Origin of the sequence: Sphingomonas kyeonggiensis (assembly GCF_030812785.1) — a bacterium.
GTDB classification, from domain to species: Bacteria; Pseudomonadota; Alphaproteobacteria; order Sphingomonadales; family Sphingomonadaceae; genus Sphingomonas; species Sphingomonas kyeonggiensis_B.
Genome location: NZ_JAUSTJ010000001.1, coordinates 1088734 through 1107127, shown reverse-complemented (window position 1 = coordinate 1107127; position 18394 = coordinate 1088734). Strand labels below are relative to the sequence as shown.

At 68.3% G+C, this 18394-nt stretch carries 14 protein-coding genes; 5 read left to right on the top strand and 9 right to left on the bottom strand.

Translation table 11 applies throughout. From position 1 onward, the window contains the following. Positions 1-75 precede the first annotated feature (75 nt). The 3 genes from J2W22_RS05500 to J2W22_RS05490 all read right to left on the bottom strand — a co-directional run bounded on the left by J2W22_RS05500 (position 76) and on the right by J2W22_RS05490 (position 2027). On the bottom strand, positions 76-1143 hold the full coding sequence (locus J2W22_RS05500) for an AI-2E family transporter (RefSeq protein WP_307117247.1): 1068 nt from the start codon (positions 1141-1143) through the stop codon (positions 76-78). Between the two features lie 123 nt (positions 1144-1266). Beyond that, positions 1267-1698: an SRPBCC family protein gene (locus J2W22_RS05495; RefSeq protein ID WP_307117246.1), complete on the bottom strand. Its 432-nt coding sequence runs from the start codon at positions 1696-1698 to the stop codon at positions 1267-1269. Next, entirely contained in the window at positions 1695-2027 is a 333-nt protein-coding gene (locus J2W22_RS05490; protein ID WP_307117245.1) for an ArsR/SmtB family transcription factor, read from the bottom strand. The genes J2W22_RS05495 and J2W22_RS05490 overlap by 4 nt, the downstream gene beginning before the upstream one ends. 203 nt (positions 2028-2230) lie before the next feature. Here J2W22_RS05490 and J2W22_RS05485 point away from each other — a divergent pair, with 203 nt between their 5' ends. Beyond that, positions 2231-4267 (top strand): OPT family oligopeptide transporter, encoded by a 2037-nt coding sequence (locus J2W22_RS05485; RefSeq protein ID WP_307117244.1) that lies wholly within the window; start codon positions 2231-2233, stop codon positions 4265-4267. 107 nt (positions 4268-4374) lie between these two features. On the opposite strand, the gene J2W22_RS05480 is transcribed toward J2W22_RS05485, so the two are convergent. The 3 genes from J2W22_RS05480 to queF all read right to left on the bottom strand — a co-directional run bounded on the left by J2W22_RS05480 (position 4375) and on the right by queF (position 8558). Continuing rightward, positions 4375-5661, bottom strand: coding sequence for a glycoside hydrolase family 130 protein (locus J2W22_RS05480; protein ID WP_307117243.1), 1287 nt, complete (start codon positions 5659-5661; stop codon positions 4375-4377). Between the two features lie 44 nt (positions 5662-5705). Next, on the bottom strand, positions 5706-7967 hold the full coding sequence (locus tag J2W22_RS05475) for a glycosyltransferase family 4 protein (RefSeq protein ID WP_307117242.1): 2262 nt from the start codon (positions 7965-7967) through the stop codon (positions 5706-5708). A gap of 144 nt (positions 7968-8111) precedes the next feature. Then, on the bottom strand, positions 8112-8558 hold the full coding sequence (gene queF / locus J2W22_RS05470) for a preQ(1) synthase (protein ID WP_307117994.1): 447 nt from the start codon (positions 8556-8558) through the stop codon (positions 8112-8114). 54 nt (positions 8559-8612) lie between these two features. Here queF and J2W22_RS05465 point away from each other — a divergent pair, with 54 nt between their 5' ends. The 4 genes from J2W22_RS05465 (at position 8613) to J2W22_RS05450 (ending at position 13136) form a co-directional block, all read left to right on the top strand. Next, positions 8613-9437, top strand: coding sequence for a sulfurtransferase (locus tag J2W22_RS05465; RefSeq protein WP_307117241.1), 825 nt, complete (start codon positions 8613-8615; stop codon positions 9435-9437). Beyond that, entirely contained in the window at positions 9434-10621 is a 1188-nt protein-coding gene (metC, locus tag J2W22_RS05460) for a cystathionine beta-lyase (RefSeq protein ID WP_307117240.1), read from the top strand. The genes J2W22_RS05465 and metC overlap by 4 nt, the downstream gene beginning before the upstream one ends. Next, positions 10618-11889: a mechanosensitive ion channel family protein gene (locus tag J2W22_RS05455; RefSeq protein ID WP_307117239.1), complete on the top strand. Its 1272-nt coding sequence runs from the start codon at positions 10618-10620 to the stop codon at positions 11887-11889. The genes metC and J2W22_RS05455 overlap by 4 nt, the downstream gene beginning before the upstream one ends. Positions 11890-11996: 107 nt before the next feature. Beyond that, positions 11997-13136: a GNAT family N-acetyltransferase gene (locus J2W22_RS05450; protein ID WP_307117238.1), complete on the top strand. Its 1140-nt coding sequence runs from the start codon at positions 11997-11999 to the stop codon at positions 13134-13136. A 165-nt stretch (positions 13137-13301) separates the two neighbouring features. Here the strand turns inward: J2W22_RS05450 and J2W22_RS05445 are convergent, their stop codons facing one another. The 3 genes from J2W22_RS05445 to J2W22_RS05435 are packed head-to-tail and all read right to left on the bottom strand — an operon-like array spanning position 13302 to position 18336. Next, entirely contained in the window at positions 13302-15086 is a 1785-nt protein-coding gene (locus J2W22_RS05445) for a hypothetical protein (protein ID WP_307117237.1), read from the bottom strand. 44 nt (positions 15087-15130) lie between these two features. Next, positions 15131-16624 carry a hypothetical protein gene (locus J2W22_RS05440; RefSeq protein ID WP_307117236.1) on the bottom strand — a complete coding sequence of 498 codons (1494 nt, stop codon included), beginning with the start codon at positions 16622-16624 and terminating at the stop codon, positions 15131-15133. After that, complete coding sequence (locus J2W22_RS05435; RefSeq protein WP_307117235.1) at positions 16624-18336, bottom strand: hypothetical protein; 1713 nt, start codon at positions 18334-18336, stop codon at positions 16624-16626. Before J2W22_RS05435 ends, J2W22_RS05440 begins: the two co-directional genes overlap by 1 nt. Positions 18337-18394: the final 58 nt, after the last annotated feature.

The following is an 18394-nucleotide window of genomic DNA, read 5'->3' as shown; positions in this document are numbered from 1 at the left end:
GGGTAGGCGCGCCTCAAACCGCGACGCTCGCTGGAAGCTGCCCTCACCCAACCCTCTCCCAAAGGGAGAGGGCTTTTAGTTTGCCGCTACCTCCGCCCCCGTCACCGCCAGAAACTCCCGCCACAGCATCACCAGCACCGCCATCACCGCCGGCCCGATGAACAGCCCGAGCAGGCCGAGCGTCTCGACCCCGCCCAGGATGCCGATCAGCACCCAGAGGAACGGCAGCTGGGTCGCCCCGCCGATCATCGCCGGGCGGATGAAATGGTCGGCGACGAAGATGATCGCCGCGCCGATCGCCACTACCACGACGGCGCCCACCACCGATCCCTGGAGCAGCAGCAGCACCGCGGCGAGCGCGAAGATCAGCGGCGCGCCGAACGGGATCATCGCCGCGATCGCCGTCGCCGCGCCGAGCAGCAGCGGATGCGGCACGCCCGCGACCAGGTAGACCACCGCCATCAGCGCGCCGACGCCCAGGCCGACCAGCACCAGACCGTCGATCGTCCCACGCACCGATCGGATCGCCTGCGTCCCCACCCGCTCGCCCGCCGGGCCGAACAGCTTGAGCACCGCGCGCCGGCCCTGCTCGAGCAGCGCGTCGCGGTCGCGCAGCACGAAGAACAGGGTGAGCAAGGTAAAGCCGAACACCACGCCGCGATGCGCGACATTGGCGCCGATCGCCCGGGAATGCGCCAGCCACTCGCCGCCGCTCAGCATGCGGAGCTGCTCGGCGGCATCCTCGGGCCGGGCGAGATGGGTCTGCCACCAGTCACGCACCGCATCGGCGCCGAAGGGCAGGCGCGCGACCCAGTCGGGCACCGGCACGCCCTGTGCCTGGGCCTGGCCGATCCAGCTCGAGATGTCATGCGCCTCGCGCAGCGCCTGGGTGATGCCGAAGCCGAGCGGCACCAGCACGACCAGCGCCGCAATCAGGGTGATGATCAGCGGGATGACGATCCGGTGCGTCCCCTTCATCCAGGCGCGCAGCCTGAGGTGCAGCGGGTCGACTGCGATGGTCAGCACAACCGCCCAGAGCAATGCCGGCACGAAGCCATGCGCCACCCATAGGCCGACCAGAAGCAGCCCCCCCACCAGCGCCAGTCGCGCGGCGCGCTGCGCCGTCTCGGTTCCCGTGTTCATGGGGGAAGCGTAGCAGGACGGTGGCTCGTCTCAACTCCCCCCTTTACGTCATCCCGGCGAAAGCCGGGATCTCAGGCGAAGGCGCGATACGGCACGAGATCCCGACTTTCGTCGGGATGACGGTTATTGCTCCAACCCCGCAACAACCCCTTCCAGCCGCTCCAGGAACTTGCCCCACCCAAAGCGCGCGCCACCATAGTTGTTCGCATTGGTGAACCCGGTCTGCTCCATCCGCAGCCTGGTGCCGCCGGCGACCGGCTCGAGCGTCAGCGTCACCACCGATTCGAAGCGCGGCATCGCTTCCTCGCCCCCGCCCGTGTCCCAGCTATAGGAGAGCTGCCGGCCGGGATCGATCTCGCGCACCGCACAATCGATCCGCCCGCTCCAGCCCGGCGCGCCCGGGCTCTGCAGGGTGAAGTGGTGCCCCTGCTCCGCCGCGAAGTCGTTGGGCAGCAGCCATTCGGCGATCAGGTGCGGCTGGGTGATCGCCCGCCACAGCCGCTCGGGCGGATGGGGGAATTCGCGCTCCATCACCAAAGTGCGCGTCTCGGTCATTGGTCCATCCTCTTGAGCAGGTCCTCGAGCCGGTCGAAGCTGTCGGCCCATAAATTCTCGTGCAGTCGCATCCAGTCGAGCAGGGGCGCCAGCCCCCGCGGATTGGCGCGGTAATGCGTCTCGCGGCCCTGCGGCCGGTCGAGCACCAGCCCGGCGCCCTTCAGCACCGCGAGATGCTTGGACACCGCCGGCTGCGAGATCCCCGCCCCGTCGGTCAGCGCCCGCACGGTCAGCTCCGACTGTGCCAGCCGCTCGAACAGGGCGCGTCGGGTGGGATCGCCCAGCGCGCGGAACAGCGCATCGGCAGCGGAAGGGGCAGTCGGCTCCATGTGGGGACTCATAACCAATTGGTTATTCGAATCAACTGCGCGTCAAAAAATGCTGTCCTACACGGCGCGCAAATGCCACGCTCCACCGATGACCAATGCATTCCTTACCAAGCTCGTCGCCGCCCCTGGCGCCTCGCGCACGGGCACGCGATCGCGCGTGCATGTCGTGAACTTAGTGAACTTCCGCGCGGAGATCTGAGCCGATGAGCCCCGAAAAGACTGGCGAATCGCCCCGCCCGATGGCCGAGCTCACCCTCCGGGGAATCCTCCTCGGCGCGCTGATCACCATCCTGTTCACCGCTGCCAACGTCTATGCCGGCCTCAAGGTCGGCCTCACCTTCGCCACCTCGATCCCCGCCGCGGTCGTCTCGATGGCGATCCTCAAGGCGTTCAAGAGCGGCACGATCCTCGAGAACAACATCGTCCAGACGATCGCGTCCGCCGCGGGCACCCTCGCCGCCATCGTGTTCGTGCTGCCCGGCCTGATCATGGTCGGCTGGTGGTCGGGCTTCCCCTATTGGACCACGGTGGCGGTATGCATCACCGGCGGCGTGCTCGGCGTGATGTTCTCGGTGCCGCTGCGCCGTGCGCTCGTCACCGGCACCGACCTGCCCTATCCCGAAGGCGTCGCCGCCGCCGAAGTGCTCAAGGTCGGCTCGGGTTCGGGTGCCGGCGATGCGGAGAATGCCAAGGGCCTGCGCACGCTGGTGATCGGCACGCTCTTCTCCGGCCTGTTCGCGCTGCTCGCCAAGATGAAGCTGGTCGCCGAAGAGGCGGGCAAGAATTTCGCCGTCGGCGGCACCGCTACCGGCTGGTCGACCAGCTGGTCGATGCTGCTGATCGGCGTCGGCCATCTCGTCGGCATCTCGGTCGGCGCCGCGATGTTCTTCGGCATGCTGATCTCCTGGACCGTGCTGGTGCCCTATTTCGCCTCGGGCGGAGACATGAGCGCGATCGACGCGCTGGTCGGCTCCACCTTCCGCGGCCAGGTCCGCTTCATCGGCGCCGGCACGATCGGCGTCGCCGCGATCTGGTCGCTGCTCAAGATCATCGGCCCGATCATCGCCGGCCTGCGCTCCGCCCTCGCCGCCTCGCGCGCCCGCCAGGGCGGCCAGGCGCTCGACATCACCGAGCGCGACATGCCGATCGGCATCGTTGCGCTGATCACCCTCGCCACGCTGATCCCCATCGCCTGGCTGCTCTGGACCTTCTCGGCCGGCGGCCCGGTGCACGACCATCCGATCGCAGTGATCGGCGGCTCGCTCGCCTATGTCCTGATCGTCGGCGTGATGATCGCGGCAATCTGCGGCTACATGGCCGGCCTGATCGGTGCGTCTAACTCGCCGGTCTCGGGCGTCGGCATCCTCGCCGTGCTCGGCGCCTCGCTGCTGCTCGTCGCGGTGTTCGGGCACGAGGCCGATCCGTCGCGCACCAATGCACTGATCGCCTATGCGCTGTTCACCACCGCGATCATCTTCTCGATCGCGACCATCTCGAACGACAATCTCCAGGACCTCAAGACCGGGCAGCTGGTCGGCGCGACGCCGTGGAAGCAGCAGCTCGCGCTGATCCTCGGCGTGGTGTTCGGCTCGCTCGCTATTCCGCTGGTGCTCGACCTGCTCAAGAACACGCTCGGCTTTGTCGGCATGCCCGGCGCCGGTCCCAATGCGCTCTCCGCACCCCAGGCCGCGCTGATCTCGTCGATCGCCAAGGGCGTGCTCGGCGGCGACATCGACTGGAACCTGATCGGGCTCGGCGCGCTGATCGGCGTCGGCGTGATCGTCGTCGACGAAGTGCTGGGCAAGACCGGCAAGATGCGCCTGCCGCCGCTCGCCGTCGGCATGGGCATCTATCTGCCGATGGGCCTCACCCTGCTGATCCCGGTCGGCGCGCTGATCGGCCATTTCTACGACCGCTGGGCGAAGAAGCAGGCCAATCCCGAGTTCGCCGAGCGGATGGGCGTGCTGGCGGCCACCGGGCTTATCGTGGGCGAATCGCTGTTCGGCGTCGCGTTCGCGGGCATCCTCGCCTGGGCCAACCGCAATTCGCCGATCCCGCCCAACGACGCGCCGCTGGCGATCATGCCCGAGAGCTTCGAGGGCATCGCGATGTGGATCGCGCCGCTCCTGTTCTTCGGGCTGATCGCGGTCTCCTATGCGATGACCCGCAAGCTGGTCCGCGGCACGCCGACGGGCGCCGGTCCGGAAACCCCGGCCGACGACGTCGCCAACTATCGCTGAAACTTCTCCCCTCCCGCTTGCGGGAGGGGTCGGGGGAGGGCGTGAGGTGGGTGAGGGCGGGATAGCCCCTTCCCTAACCCCTCCCGCAAAGCGGGAGGGGAATCAGGTCAGTCCATCTGGGCGAGCAGCGAGCTGATCGGCACGAAGCCGAACGCCACCGAGCTGTCCGCCACGCCGTACGGAATGAACAGCTTGTCGCCATGCTTGATGGCGCCGCAGGTATAGACGACGTTGGGCACATAGCCCTCGCGGTCCTGGTCCGCCGCGGCCAGCAAAGGCTCGGGCGAGCGCGCCAGCACCTTGGACGGGTCGTTCTTGTCGAGCAGCGCCGCGCCGATCGAATATTTGCGCATCGCGCCAACGCCATGGGTGAGGATCAGCCAGCCCTCATCGAGCTCGATCGGCGGGCCGCAATTGCCCATCTGGACCAGCTCCCAGGGGAATTTCGGCTTGATCAGCAGCTCGCCGCCCTCCCAGCGGGTGATGTCGTCCGAGGCATGGAGGAAGATGTTCTCGCCGTCCTGCCGGCCGAGCATCATGTACTTGCCGTTCACCGTGCGCGGGAACAACGCCATGCCCTTGTTGCGGCTGGCGCTGCCCGACATCGGCACCAGGTCGAAGCTGCGCCAGTCGCGGGTACGCAGCAGCTCGGACTGGATCACCGAGCCGTTATAGGCGGTGTAGGTGCCGATCCATTCCTCTTCGCCGCCCTCATGGCGGAAATGGGTGATGCGCAGGTCCTCGAGCCCGTTCGACTGGGCCTTGGTGATCGGGAAGATCACCGTGCCGGAGAGCGTCGAGTCGCGGTGGCGATAGACCGTCACCGGCCCCTCGGGAACATGCTCCTCATCCTCTTCCCGGGCATCCGCCGCGGTGGCGAAGGGCGGCTCGGGCGCCAGGGTCAGCTCGTTGCTCTCGGTGATGATCCCCTCGCGGAAGGCGACCGAGGAGATATGCCCCTCGCCCACCGCCCGCAGGCTCATCAGGATGCGCAACGACCCCTCCGGCATGCCGGTCTGGTCGTAATGCGGCACCGCGCTCGGGTTCATCAGCGCGGCGGCGGCATAGCTGTACTCGTGGCAGAAATAGGCGCCGATCAGCTGGCGCTTCTCGTCCCCGATCTGGCTGCCGTCGAGCCCGAGCATGCCCTCGATCTCGTCATAGCGCGTCATGAACACGCGCCGCGTCTGCCAGTGGCGCGCCTCGAAGTCCTTGAGCACGATCTCCAGCTGGGCCCGCGCCGCGCCGGGCGACATGGCGAGCACTTCGCTCACCAGCCGCTCGGTCCGGCTCGGCGCCGACCCGTTGGAGGCCCAGGCTATGTGGAACGGGCGGACCACCACGCGGGAGGGATCTGCCCGCAGGCGCAATGCATGATTGAAAAGTTCGAGCATCCGGCTCCCAGCCATTTCCCGCACCGGCGCCCAGGCCTGAAGCCCTAGGCGACGGCAGCTCGTAACGGTGTTGCCACGGTTCCGGTTGCATTTGAAAGGGCGGAAATCGCACAATTCGCCAACTGGAGCGCCAAAATCGACTCGGCGCCCTGGTTGCGGTTCAGCCCGTGCGGCATCAGCCCGTCGAAGCAGCCGCCGTCCTGCGCGCTGGCCAGCGGCAGCTCGAGGTCGTTGGCACCGAGATACCAGCGATAGGCACGCATCGCCTCGTCCACCCAGCGCCGCTCGCCCGTCGCTTCATGCGCGGCGACACAGGCCTCCACCGTCGCCTGCGCCTCCAGCGGCTGCTGGTCGAACTGGAGCGGCGCGGCATATTCGCGACCGAAGCTTTCGGTGCCGACGGCGCGGAAGCGGCCCTCGGGCGAAGTCTGTTGGCCGACGATCCATTCGAGCGTCTCGAGCCCGACGCTGGTGAACGCGCTGCGACCCAGCGCCATGCCGGCACGCAGCAACGCCTCGGGCAGGCGGGCATTGTCATAGGCCAGCACGATCTCGAACCAGCTCCATTCGGGCCGGCGATTGCCGTCGAGCAGCGCAATCAGCTCCTCGCCGAAGCGCATGAGGATCTCGCGGCTGAGCGTATGCCCGGGATGCGCATCGAGCATCGCCGCCGCGCCCAGCATCGCGAAGGCGCGAGCGCGCGGACTGCCCAGCTCCAGCGCGATCGAGGCGGTGGCGTCGAACAGTGCCGACGCCCAGTCGCGATGCTTGAGCGCCTTGGCATCGCGCGCAGTGACGCCCAGCGCCCAGAGCGCCCGTCCGTTCGAGTCTTCCGACCCCACATCCTCGCACCAGGTCCGGTCGAAGTTCATGAAGTTGCGGAACCGGCGCAGATCCGGGTTCCAGGCATATTGGACGAAGGCGGCATAGACGCTCGTCCATTTGTCGCGCAGCGTCTCGTCGATCCCGTCGATCTTCGACATCAGGATCAGCGCGCGGGCATTGTCGTCGATGCAATAGCCGTGGCGCCGGTCGGGCACCGAGAAGATCGAGTGCTGGAGCATGCCGGTGGCATCGCTCATCCGCTCCACGGCAGCGAGGTCCGGCTTGAGCGGCGCGAGCTCCTGGCTGGCCCGGGCGAAGCGCCGCGGCCTGGCGGCGATGATGCTCGCCAGCGTGTCCATCGCGGTCTCGGCAAGGCGCGGCCACAACATGGTCCTGCCCCGGGCATAGGCGCGATGCGCCAGCGCCAGCCGGGCATCCTTGTCGGCGAGCAGTCGGCCGATCTCGCGCGCGAAGGCCGCGCTGTCGTTGAATGGCACCAGCACGCCATGCTCCTGTCCGAGAATCTCGGTCGCATGGATATAGGGGGTCGAGACCACCGGCTTGCCCACCGCCACCGCATAGGACAGCGTCCCCGAGGTGATCTGCGCGGGATTGGGATAGGGCGTCGCATAGACGTCCGCCGCCTGGAGATAGTCGAGCAGTTGGTCCTGCTCGACGAAACCATCGACGAACGCGACATGCTCCGCCACGCCCAGTTCGCCGGCAAGCGCCTTCAACCGGTCGCGATAGGCCTCGCCCTCATGCGCGACGAGATTGGGGTGCGTGGCGCCCAGGATCACATAGAGCGAATCGGGCCGGGCCTCGGCGATCGCCGGCATGGCCTCGATCATCGTCTCGATGCCCTTGCTCGGCGCAAGCAGGCCGAAGGTGAGGATCACCTCGCGGCCCTGCCAGCCGAAGCGCGGCTTGAAATCCTCGGGATCGGCGAAGGGACGGTCCGGCACGCCGTGCGGGATCATCGCTATCTTCTTGTCGTCGGCGCCGTGCACGCGCTTGAGGATCTCGCGGCCCTTCTCGGCCATCACGATCACCCGCGAGGCCCGGCGCAGCAGCGCCTCCATCACGCGGCGTTCGTCGGGATTGGGCTTCTCCAGCACCGTGTGCAGCGTCGCGATCACCGGGATCGACAGGCGGTCGAGCAGCGCGATCAGATGCTCGCCGGCCGGGCCGCCATAGATGCCATATTCATGCTGGACCCACAGCGCCTGCGCGCCCGAGGCCTCGATCCGACGGGCGGTCTCGATATAGGCCGGGCGCTCCTGCTGCGGGATCGAGCCGGTGACCACATCGGGATAGGCGTAGCGCCCCGGATGGTCGTCCATCGCATAGACGTCGACTCGAAGCTCGGGGAAGCGCGCCTTGAGCGCGGCATGGGTATCGGTGGTGTAGGTGGCGATGCCGCATTTGCGCGGCAGGAAGTTGCCGATCAGCGCGATGTGCTGGATTTTCGGGGCTTTCATGCGCCGATCTTTCCTTTCGCTATCGCAAACTCAATTGCGTGTTGCCCCCACGCTCATCCTTCCAAACCAACTGTTTTCAATAAGGTTTCATCATGCTGCAGTGCGGCATGATACGACTCGCACTGCAGCTTGTAAATGTGTCGTTCAGCCGCGGCCGCGATAGCCCGGCACCCCCTGATCGGGTACCCAGACACCTTCCGGCGCTGCACCAGACTGCCAGAAAACGTCGATCGGTATACCACCGCGGGGGTACCAGTACCCGCCGATCCTGAGCCATTCCGGCTGCATCTCGTCGAACAGCCGCTGGCCGATGCCGACGGTGCAATCCTCGTGGAAGGCGCCGTGGTTGCGGAAGCTGCCCAGGAACAGCTTGAGCGACTTGGATTCGACGATGGTGTCGTTCGGCACATAGTCGATCACCAGATGCGCGAAATCGGGCTGGCCGGTGATCGGGCAGAGCGAGGTGAACTCGGGTGCCGCGAAGCGGATGAGATAGCGCGTGCCCTTGCGCGGATTGGGCACATAGTCGAGCTCGGCCTCTTCCGGCGTGGCGGGAAGGGTCGAGGTTTTTCCGAGATGCTTGGCGTCCATGCCCGCCATGTAGGCGTTTGCGATGCGCTTTGCATCCTTCTAGGAGACGGAGCCATGGACGGGCTCGTAACGACCGAATGGCTGGCTGGCGCAGATCATGTGCTGGTGCTCGATGCAACCTATACATCGACGATCCCAGGATCGCCGCCGCGCAGCCCGCGGGCGGAATTCGAGGCCGAGCATATCGCGGGCGCGCGCTTCCTCGATCTCGACACGCTGGTCGATGAGGACAGCCCGCTCCCCTCGACCATGCCGACCGTCGCGAAGATCGCCGAGCGGCTGCGCGCGCTGGGCGCGAACACCGAGACGCCGATCGTCCTCTACGACAACGGCCCGCACCACACTTCGTGCCGCGCCTGGTGGGTGCTGCGGCTCGCCGGCGTCGATGTCGCGCTGCTCGACGGCGGCATGACCAAGTGGAAGGCGGAAGGCCGGTTGTGCACCAACGGGCCGCACGAAGCCGAACCCGGCGATTTCGAGGCCCGTGCGCCCAAGGCTCGCGCCCGCACCCTGCACGAGATGAAGGCCGAGACCGGCCAGATCGCCGATGCCCGCTCCGCCGCGCGCTTCACCGGCGACGAAGCCGATCCGCGTGCCGAGGTCGCCGCCGGCCATATCCCGGGCTCGAAGAACATCCCCTACCCCAAATTCTTCAATGCCGACGGCACCTGGAAGGCGCCCGAGCATATCCGCGCGGTGTTCGAGGAGCATGGCATCGACCTTGCCCAGCCGCTGGTCACCACCTGTGGTTCGGGCATCACCGCCGCGATCCTGGCGTTCGGCGCGCATCTGCTCGACAACGAGGCCGCGCTCTATGACGGCAGCTGGACCGAATGGGGTAGCCGTCCCGAGACCGCCAAGGCATTGGGCCCGGCATGAGCAGCGAAAAGCAGGACAAGACCAAGGTCGTTTCCGCCGGCCGGCGCAAGGAATGGACCCAGGGCATCGTCAACCCGCCGGTGTGGCGCGCCTCGACGATCCTCTACGACAATGTCGCGGACCTGCGCGCGAGCGGTGCCAAGGACACCCATCACCGCCTGTTCTACGGCCGGCGCGGCACGCCGACCCAATGGTCGCTCGCCGAGGCGCTGACCGAGCTGGAGCCAGGCGCCGAAGCAACCCTGCTCTACCCCTCGGGCGTCGCCGCGATCGTCTCGACCCTGCTCGCGCTGCTCTCGCCCGGCGATCACCTGCTGGTGCCCGACAGCGCCTATGACCCCACCCGCAACTTCGCCAACGGCCTGCTCAAGCGGATGGGGGTCGAGACGACTTATTACGATCCGCTGATCGGCGAGGGCATCGCGGCGCTGTGCCGCGAGAACACCAAAGTGATCTTCCTCGAGAGCCCGGGCAGCCTGACCTTCGAGGTGCAGGACGTGCCGGCGATCGTCGCGGTGGCCAAGGATCGCGGCATCGCCACGATACTCGACAATACCTGGGCGACGCCCCTGCTGTTCCCGGCGATCCAGCTGGGGATCGACTATACCATCCTCGCCGCGACCAAATATGTCGTCGGCCATTCGGACGTGATGCTCGGTTCGGTCACCGCCGCCGAGGGCAAGTATCAGAAGCTGCGCGACACCAGCTACCAGCTCGGCCAGACCGCGAGCCCCGACGACGCCTGGCTGGGCGCGCGCGGCCTCAGGACCATGGCGATCCGGCTCGAGCAGCATGGCCGCGCCGCGCTGCAGATCGCCGAATGGCTCAAGACCCGGCCCGAAGTCGCGCGGGTGCTCCACCCGGCGCTGCCCGATTGCCCGGGGCATGAACTCTTCCACCGCGACTTCAGGGGTGCGGCCGGCCTGTTCTCCTTCGTGCTGAACGGCGGCGGCGAGAAGGAGCGCGCGGCGCTGATCGACACGCTGGAGCATTTCGGCATCGGCTATAGCTGGGGCGGCTATGAGAGCCTCGCTTTGCCGGTCGATCCGCAGCGCTTCCGCACCGCGACCGAATGGAAGGCCGAGGGGCCGGTGGTCCGCCTGCAGATCGGCCTCGAGGATCCCCAAGACCTGATCGCCGATCTCGAGCGCGGGCTGGCTGCCTTCAGGGATGCCCGGGGATGATGCAGCGGTTCGGCGACTGGCTGGCGGGGCACAATCTCCCCTCCCCTCCGGAGCTGAGCGAAGCAGGCATCGCCGTGGGGCTCGCCATCGCCGCGCTGGCGCTGGGCTGGCTGGCCGGGCGGCGGATCGGGCCGCGGATCGCCGAATATTGGTCGCGCGACGCCGATCACGGGCCGTTGTTCAGCGGGCGCGTGTGCGAGGTGATCCGCCACGGCGTCGCGACGGTGCTGCTCGGCATCATCCTCGCCGGCTGGAACTGGCACCCGCTGGCGGCGCTCGGCCTGGGCTTCGCCACCGGTGCCGCGGCGGCGATGTTCAGCATCGCGGTATTGCGCGGCCTCAACCTGCCGCGCTCGATCGCCTGGACGGCGGCGGCGATCGCCTTCGCCGCGATCCTCAGCCACGCGATCGGCGGGTTCGCCGCGACCCGCGAGACGCTGGAGCGCGTCGGCATCGACATCGGCGCGCGCCGGCTCACCCTGCTCTCGCTGATCAGCATCAGCATCACGGTATTGCTGCTCTTCGCCGGCGTCCGCCTGTTCAACCGCATATTGACGCAGTGGATCGCAACGGCGCGCGGTTTCGACCCGACCCAGAAGCTGCTGTTCCAGAAGCTCGCCGCGATCGCCGCGGTGGTGGTCGCCTTCTTCGTCGGCATCGACCTGCTGGGCATCGACCTCACCGCCTTCGCGGTCTTCTCCGGCGCGTTCGGCCTGGCGATCGGCTTCGGCCTGCAGAAGACGATCGGCAATCTGATCGCCGGGATCATCCTGCTGATGGACCGCTCGATCAAGCCGGGCGACGTGATCGTGGTCGGCGACAGCTTCGGCTGGGTGAACAAGATCGGCGTCCGCGCGGTCAGCGTCGTCACCCGCGACGGCAAGGAGCATCTGATCCCGAACGAGATCCTGATGACCCAGGAAGTGGAGAATTGGTCGTACACCGATCGCAACGTCCGCGTCCGCATTCCCGTCACCGTCGCCTATGACTGCGACCTCAAGCTCGCCCAGGAACTGATGCTGCGCGCCGCGAAGGAAAGCCCGCGCGCGCTCAACGACCCGCCGACCAATGTCCGCCTCTCGGCATTCGGCGAGAATGGGGTGGAGCATGAGATCCTCACCTGGATCAGCGATCCCGAGAGCGGCGTCGGCAATGTGAAGAGCGACGTGCTCAACCGGCTCTGGGTGATGTTCAAGGAACATGGCATCACGCTGGCGCTGCCGCAGCGCGAGGTGCGGATCACCCGGGACGACGGGAAGCGGGGCTAGCTTCCTACGCGCCGCCTGGGGCCGGCACCGGGAACCAAGCAGGCGAAATCCTGCATTGCAAGCGCGGCCCATTGCCCTTTCGGGGGCACCGTCCCTATCTGTCCTGCGTGCCCGCCGCTTCCGTGACCGCCCGCATCGCCGATGGAGTCAGCTCGATCCTGCCGGGCGACTGGGACGCCTGCGCGGGCGACCGCAACCCGTTCGTCAGCCACGCCTTCCTCTCGATCCTCGAACGCTCAGGATCGGTGAGCCCGCGCGCCGGCTGGCAATCGCTGCCGATCGTGATCGAGGACGGCCAGGGCGTGCCCGCCGCCATCGCCCCGGCCTATGCCAAGAGCCACAGCCAGGGCGAATATGTCTTCGACCACGCCTGGGCCGATGCGTGGGAGCAGGCGGGCGGCCAATATTATCCCAAGCTGCAGATCGCGGTGCCCTTCACGCCGGTGCCCGGCCCGCGCCTGCTGCTGCGCGACGGGGCGCTGGCCCCCGGGCTGATCGCCGGGATCGAGGCGGTGACCGACCAGAACCGGCTGTCCTCGGCGCACGTCACCTTCCTCGACGACGCCCAGCTGCCGCTGTTCGAGGCGGCCGGCTGGCTGATCCGCGCCGGCACCCAGTTCCACTGGGCGAACGAAGGCTATGGCGACTTCGACGAATTCCTGGGCGTGCTCGCCAGCCGCAAGCGCAAGGCGATCCGCAAGGAGCGCACCGCGGCGGTGCAAGGGCTGGACATCCGCCACCTGACCGGCAGCGAGATCGACGAGGCGCATTGGGACGTGTTCTGGACCTTCTACCAGGACACCGGCAGCCGCAAATGGGGCCGCCCCTATCTCACCCGCGAGTTCTTCACGCTGCTCGGCCGCGAGATGGCCGGCAAGGTGCTGCTGATCCTCGCCTATCGCGAGGGCCGGCCGATCGCCGGCGCGCTCAACCTGATCGGCGCCGACACGCTCTATGGCCGCTATTGGGGCTGCACCGAGGAAGTGCCCTTCCTCCATTTCGAGCTCTGCTATTATCAGGCGATCGATGCCGCGATCGCGCGCGGGCTGCAGCGTGTCGAGGCCGGCGCGCAGGGCGAGCACAAGCTGGCGCGCGGCTATGCCCCTGTCACCACCTGGTCGGCGCACTATCTTCCCGATCCGGGCTTCCGCCGCGCCGTTGCCGATTATCTGGAGCGCGAGCGCGAATCGGTGGCGCAGGAGCAGGAATATCTCGGCGAGCTGACGCCGTTCCGGCGGGGCGGGTAGCTAGGGCTGTCGCTTGGGTTGGGGTTGGGAAAGCGACCCCCTTCCCGTCACCCCGGACTTGTTCCGGGGTCCACCAAGCCGCACCGGATAGGCTCGAACCTCTTGCCCATGATTCGCCTCCCGGTGGACCCCGGCACAGGGCCGGGGTGACGGGAGACTTGCAGGCTAGTGCCTTGCCTTCCTGTGCTTCGCCTTGTGGGTCGGGCTGGCAGACGGCGACGGACTGGGCGAGGCGACAGGCACCGGCGATTCCTCCGGCTCCGGCACCGGGCTCGCCTCGGGATCGGGCAGGCGGCTCTCGCCGCCATGGCCTTCGCGCAGGATGATGTCGCGTTCCCAGCGCGGCACCGGCAGCTCGCCGGGCTCGATCACGGGGGCGGGCACCGAATGATCGATCTTGAACAGCGCGCTTGATCCGTCGCGCCACAGCGGAATCAGGCCCTGCTCGAAGCGCGGGTTGTAGGCCGGCGTCTCGATCATCCAGACATAGTCGAACGCGTCGCGCGGGAAGCGCGCCAGCGCCCAGGCGACCGGGCGCCAATATTCGCGCGGGCACTGCACGTCGGTGACGATCTGCGAGGGATCGTGCGCGAAGCGCTTGGCGGCGGCGTAGCGCACGGTGAGCAGCTGGCCGCCGGCCATAGACCATTGGTCGTTGGTATAGGCGAGCTTGCGCTCCAGCGCGAGCGCGGGAACGTGCTGGAGGCGGGTCTGCTTCCACTCATAGCGGCAGGTCTCGCCGACAAAGGTGATCAGGCGCGCGCCCTGCGGCAGGTGCTCGAGCGCCTTGAGCTCGCGGTCATAGGTGCCGCTATAGAGCGCGAAGCTCCAGGTGGTGGCGGCGATGCGCACGCAGAAGAACGTCATGCCCAGTACCGCGACGGTGGCGGCGCCGCGGATCGACAGGCCGGGCTTGGGCCGGATCGCGAGGATGCCGACCGCGAGCAGGAACGGCACCAGGCGCATGTCCGCATAGGCCGAGCCGAACACGACGCGCGGCAGCAGCGCGTAGACCAGGGTCAGGAAGATCGCCGACAGCGCCAGGTTGCGCGAATATTGGATGTTCGGATCGCGCACCGCCTTGAACAGCAGCAGGAACAGCACGCCGACCGAGGCGAGGTCGAACAGCTGCCAGCGGTCGCGGAAGACCTGGGTGATCCACAGCATCTTCGCGCGCCAGTTGAACATGTCGAAGGTCTGGCCCGAGACATGGTCGCCCGAGCGCCACACGACCATCATCACCGCCGGCGGGACGAGGACGATGCACTGCAGGCCCGCGAAGAAGCAGGGCAGGATCCAGCCGCCGACAATGTCCTTGTACCAGGGCAACTCCGGATTGCGGCGCAGATCGTGCTGGCGGATCAGCTCGGCCGAGAAGGCGAGCACGCCGAGCAGGCCCCAGCCATAGGTGTGGCAGACCCAGATCAGCACCGAGACCGGCAGGAACACCATCGAGCGGAAGACGAACTTGCCCAGCCGGGCCAGCCGCAGCCACCAGCCGAACGCGAGCAGCGCGAACGCCATCGACAGCGCGAAATTGACGAAGCCGAAATGGAAGGGGAAGGCATAGGCGAGCGGCAGCGCGAACAGCGCGGTCGCCGGGATCCGGCCATGCACCTCGCGCGCGATCCACAGCATGCCCGCCACGGTCATCGCGGGAATCGAGATCACGACCAGCTTCACCGCCAGCTCGAGCCCGAAGACATAGTGGAGCGGGATGACGAGCAGGTCGACGCCGAGATTGCCCATCAGGCTCCAGCGGAAATCATACCACTCGCGCAGGAAGGGATATTGGTCATAGGTGAACTGGACGCGGTAGCGCCCCATGTGCCCCGGCAGGTCGACCAGCGGCGGGATGGTCGGCCAGAGCAGCGGAATCACGGCTATGAAGATGCAGAGCGCCACGAACCATCGTGTCTGCCACCATTGCAACGCGTCGCCCCTGTCCATCCCGCGGCTTTAGGGGAGCAAAGCCCCTCGCCGCAAGCGGCGGATCACTTCACCGCATACAGCGCGGACACTTTATTGGCCCAGATCAGCTTCACATCGGGCGCCAGCACGGGCCGGGCGGGGAAATCGAGCGTCCAGACATAGCGGAAAGTACCGCGATCGAAATCGCGGATCGCCGTGTCGAATTGCGTCGTCTTGTACTCGCAGACCGCAGGATAGACGAGCTGCGAGGGGTCGGTCCGATAGGGATCGGCCTCGGGGTGGCGGGCACGGAGCAGCTGCTGGCCATCGAGTGCCCATTGGCCGTTCTCGAACACGTCGCGCCGCGCCACCGCGATGCCGGCGATATGGCCGAGCCTGTCGCTGTGCCACTGCGAGGAGCAGGGTTCGTTGACCAGCACCAGCACGCCCGTGCCGCGCGGGATGTGATCGACCGCCTCGAGCGCCGCCTGCTGGGTCTGGGCGAAGAGCAGGAAGGCGATGGTCGAGCTGGCCGTGCGCATCGCGAAGAAACCAGCGCCGGCCAGCGCCAGCCAGCGTTCCAGCCGGTCATGCCCGGGGCGCATCCGGACGGCGATCAGCGCAAGGGCGACCGCGGGGGCGAGCATCCGCATGTCGACATAGGCGCCGCCGACGATCAGCCGGGGCAGCACCGCAAAGGCGGCGAGGCAGAGCAGCGCAGCCGTACCGGTGAGCGGATCGAAGCGGAAGCGCCGGTCGCGCACCGCCGCCCAGAGCAGCCCGAACACCAGGATCGCGCAGCCGACATCATACCATTTCCAGCGCTCGCGCAGCAGCGAGGGGAACCAGCTCGCCTTGGCCTTCCAGTCCCAGAGCGGTCCTTCGCCCGGCGGTGCGCCGATCATCAGCGCGGCGGGCCCGGCAAGCGGCAGGCACCAGACGACGGCGCGGACCAGCGCGGCGCCGCGCCCCTCCCCCGCTTCGCGCTGGCGCACCCATTCGGCGCCAAAGGCGAGCAGCCCGAACATGCCCCAGCCGAAGCTGTGCGCGACCCATAGAAGGAAGGCGATCGGCACGAACAGCACCGCGCGCAGCACCGGCCGGTGCGCGAGCGTGCACCAGAGCAACAGCGCGTGCAGCGCCAGCCCGCCGGCCAGCATGAAGTTCACGAAGCCGAGCTGGAAGGCATAGCCATAGATCAGGGGGAAGGCGAAGCCGGCGGCGGGCGACAGGCTGCCTCCCGCGCGGCGTGCAAGCAGGATCAGCCCGCTGACCCAGAGCGGCGGGATCAGCAGCACGACCAGCTTCGCCGCAGCCTCGGCACCCATCACCGGCGCAAGGAACTGGACGATCAGATCGACGCCGAGATTGCCGACCAGTCCCCAGTGGAAGCTCCAGTGGCGCTGGAGATCGGCCGAGTCGGCGATCCCGGCAGCAATGTGGTAGCGGCCGATATGGCCGGGCAGGTCGGCGAGCGGCGGCAGGCCGGGCGCGAGCAGCGGCACGCAGGAGGCCAGGATCGCAGCAAGCGCGAACCAGCGCGTTTCCCACCAGCGGAGCGTCGCCGCCTGCGCCATCAGTGACGCTTCGCCAGCCGGTAGACGCGCGGCGCGTCTCCGGGGTCGACCGGCACCAGCCATTCGGGTACCCGGCCTGCGCGCAGCTCCGCCGCGAGGCTGTGCGGGCTGCTTGCCTGCTTCGCTAGGCCTTCGAGATCGGCGGGGCAGAAGGCGACATAGTCGATGCCCCATTGCCGCGCGATCGTCTCGGACTGCGCGGGCGCTCCCATGAAGAAGTCGTACATGGCGCGATTCCCCCGATTGTTGCGATGATAGGGCGCGGCGACCACCGCGTGCGGCGTGGCGGCGAGCGCATAGGCGCCCAGGTCGAGCGGCGCGAGCAGGCGCCCGGGCGGCAGGGCCGCGAGCCGGGCGAGGCTTTCGGGCGCGGTGCAGTTCGGGCCCGGCTCGGCATGTGGCGGGAAGATCGCGGTGGCGGCGATCGGGTAGAGGATGCCGGTGCCCGCGATCCAGGCGGCGGCCAGCGCGAGCGCGCCGCGGATGCGTGCCGCGCCGACCATGACTGCCAGCCCGGACGCGGCGAGCAGCGCGGCGGGATAGGCCCCGCGCAACTGGAGCAGCGTGACCGCCAGCGCGGTCAACTGGAGCGCGGCCAGGATCGACCAGCCGGGGGAGCGGCGGCGCCAGGCGAGGACGAGCGTGGCGAGCAGTCCGACCAGCGCCAGGCCCGTATAGGCGATGGCGTTCGCCGGCGGAGCGCCGAACAGGGGCTGGGCCTCGCCCACCTCGGCCAGCCAGAGCCGGGCGAGCAGCGGGTCGACCTCGCCATAGGGGCTCAGGCATTGCGGCGCGATCGTCAGCACGGCGAGGCCCGCCAGGGCAGCGACGATCCCTGCGGCGATCGCCCGGCTGCGCAAGGTTCGTTGGCCGGCAAGGGCGAACAGCGCCAATGCCAGCGGCGCCAGCGATGCGCCCTGCGCGGCGCGCCAGGAGAGCCCGGTGAAGCCGTCACAGGCCGGCACCGTCCAGCCGCTCGTCCGGAACAGCACGGCCACGCCGGCGAGCGCGAGCGGCAGGGCGAGACCGAAGCCGAACAGCCGGTCACGGCTGCCGGGCCGGTCGGCCACCCAGAGCAGCACCAGCGCCACCCCCGCCACCCCGAGCAAGGGCAGCGTCTCGAGGCCGATCACCAGCGATGCGGCGATCGCGAGCGCGGCGACCACCCCATCGCGCAGCCTGCCGGTGCCGAGCAATGCGCGCACCAGCAGCAGGAGCAGCACCATCTGCAAGGCGTGATGATCGATCCGCCCGGGAAGGAACAGGCTCGTCGCCGGATAGGCCAGCGCCGCGATCAGGATCGCAGTCGCGGCAGGCGCGCCCAGGCGACGCGCGACGGCTCCGGTGAGCACCAGCGCCAGGAAGAACAGCAGCGCCGGCCACAGGATCACCATCGCCAGGGCCGCGCCATGGCCGCCGAGCAACGGGGTGAGCAGTGCCAGCAACAGGCCGGGCACGAGATCGGGCAGGCGCGACCAGTGCATCTCCAGTCCCGGCGGCGCGCCGAGCCGATGCTGGGCCAGATCGGCAAAGCCCTGCCCCGATAGCCAGTCGCGGATCTGCTGGAGCCGCACCATGTCGTCGGTATCGGGCAGCCGCAAAGCCGCCAGATCGTGCCAGTCGCGCGCCGCCCAGGCGAGGCTCAGCACCACGGCCAGCAGCAGCGCGACGCCAAGGTCGCGCCACGCGGGACGATGCGGGCTCGTTTCCATGCGCCCGCGCTAGGATATTTTGGTTAATCCCGCGTTAGAGCCAGGCCGGCGGACGTGG

What these genes read in the sequence shown, in the direction of transcription:
- J2W22_RS05500 (WP_307117247.1), bottom strand. Translation starts at nt 1,143, where the DNA reads ATGAACACGGGAACCGAGACGGCGCAGCGCGCCGCGCGACTGGCGCTG.
- J2W22_RS05495 (WP_307117246.1), bottom strand. Translation starts at nt 1,698, where the DNA reads ATGACCGAGACGCGCACTTTGGTGATGGAGCGCGAATTCCCCCATCCG.
- J2W22_RS05490 (WP_307117245.1), bottom strand. Translation starts at nt 2,027, where the DNA reads ATGGAGCCGACTGCCCCTTCCGCTGCCGATGCGCTGTTCCGCGCGCTG.
- J2W22_RS05485 (WP_307117244.1), top strand. Translation starts at nt 2,231, where the DNA reads ATGAGCCCCGAAAAGACTGGCGAATCGCCCCGCCCGATGGCCGAGCTC.
- J2W22_RS05480 (WP_307117243.1), bottom strand. Translation starts at nt 5,661, where the DNA reads ATGCTCGAACTTTTCAATCATGCATTGCGCCTGCGGGCAGATCCCTCC.
- J2W22_RS05475 (WP_307117242.1), bottom strand. Translation starts at nt 7,967, where the DNA reads ATGAAAGCCCCGAAAATCCAGCACATCGCGCTGATCGGCAACTTCCTG.
- queF (WP_307117994.1), bottom strand. Translation starts at nt 8,558, where the DNA reads ATGGACGCCAAGCATCTCGGAAAAACCTCGACCCTTCCCGCCACGCCG.
- J2W22_RS05465 (WP_307117241.1), top strand. Translation starts at nt 8,613, where the DNA reads ATGGACGGGCTCGTAACGACCGAATGGCTGGCTGGCGCAGATCATGTG.
- metC (WP_307117240.1), top strand. Translation starts at nt 9,434, where the DNA reads ATGAGCAGCGAAAAGCAGGACAAGACCAAGGTCGTTTCCGCCGGCCGG.
- J2W22_RS05455 (WP_307117239.1), top strand. Translation starts at nt 10,618, where the DNA reads ATGATGCAGCGGTTCGGCGACTGGCTGGCGGGGCACAATCTCCCCTCC.
- J2W22_RS05445 (WP_307117237.1), bottom strand. Translation starts at nt 15,086, where the DNA reads ATGGACAGGGGCGACGCGTTGCAATGGTGGCAGACACGATGGTTCGTG.
- J2W22_RS05440 (WP_307117236.1), bottom strand. Translation starts at nt 16,624, where the DNA reads ATGGCGCAGGCGGCGACGCTCCGCTGGTGGGAAACGCGCTGGTTCGCG.
- J2W22_RS05435 (WP_307117235.1), bottom strand. Translation starts at nt 18,336, where the DNA reads ATGGAAACGAGCCCGCATCGTCCCGCGTGGCGCGACCTTGGCGTCGCG.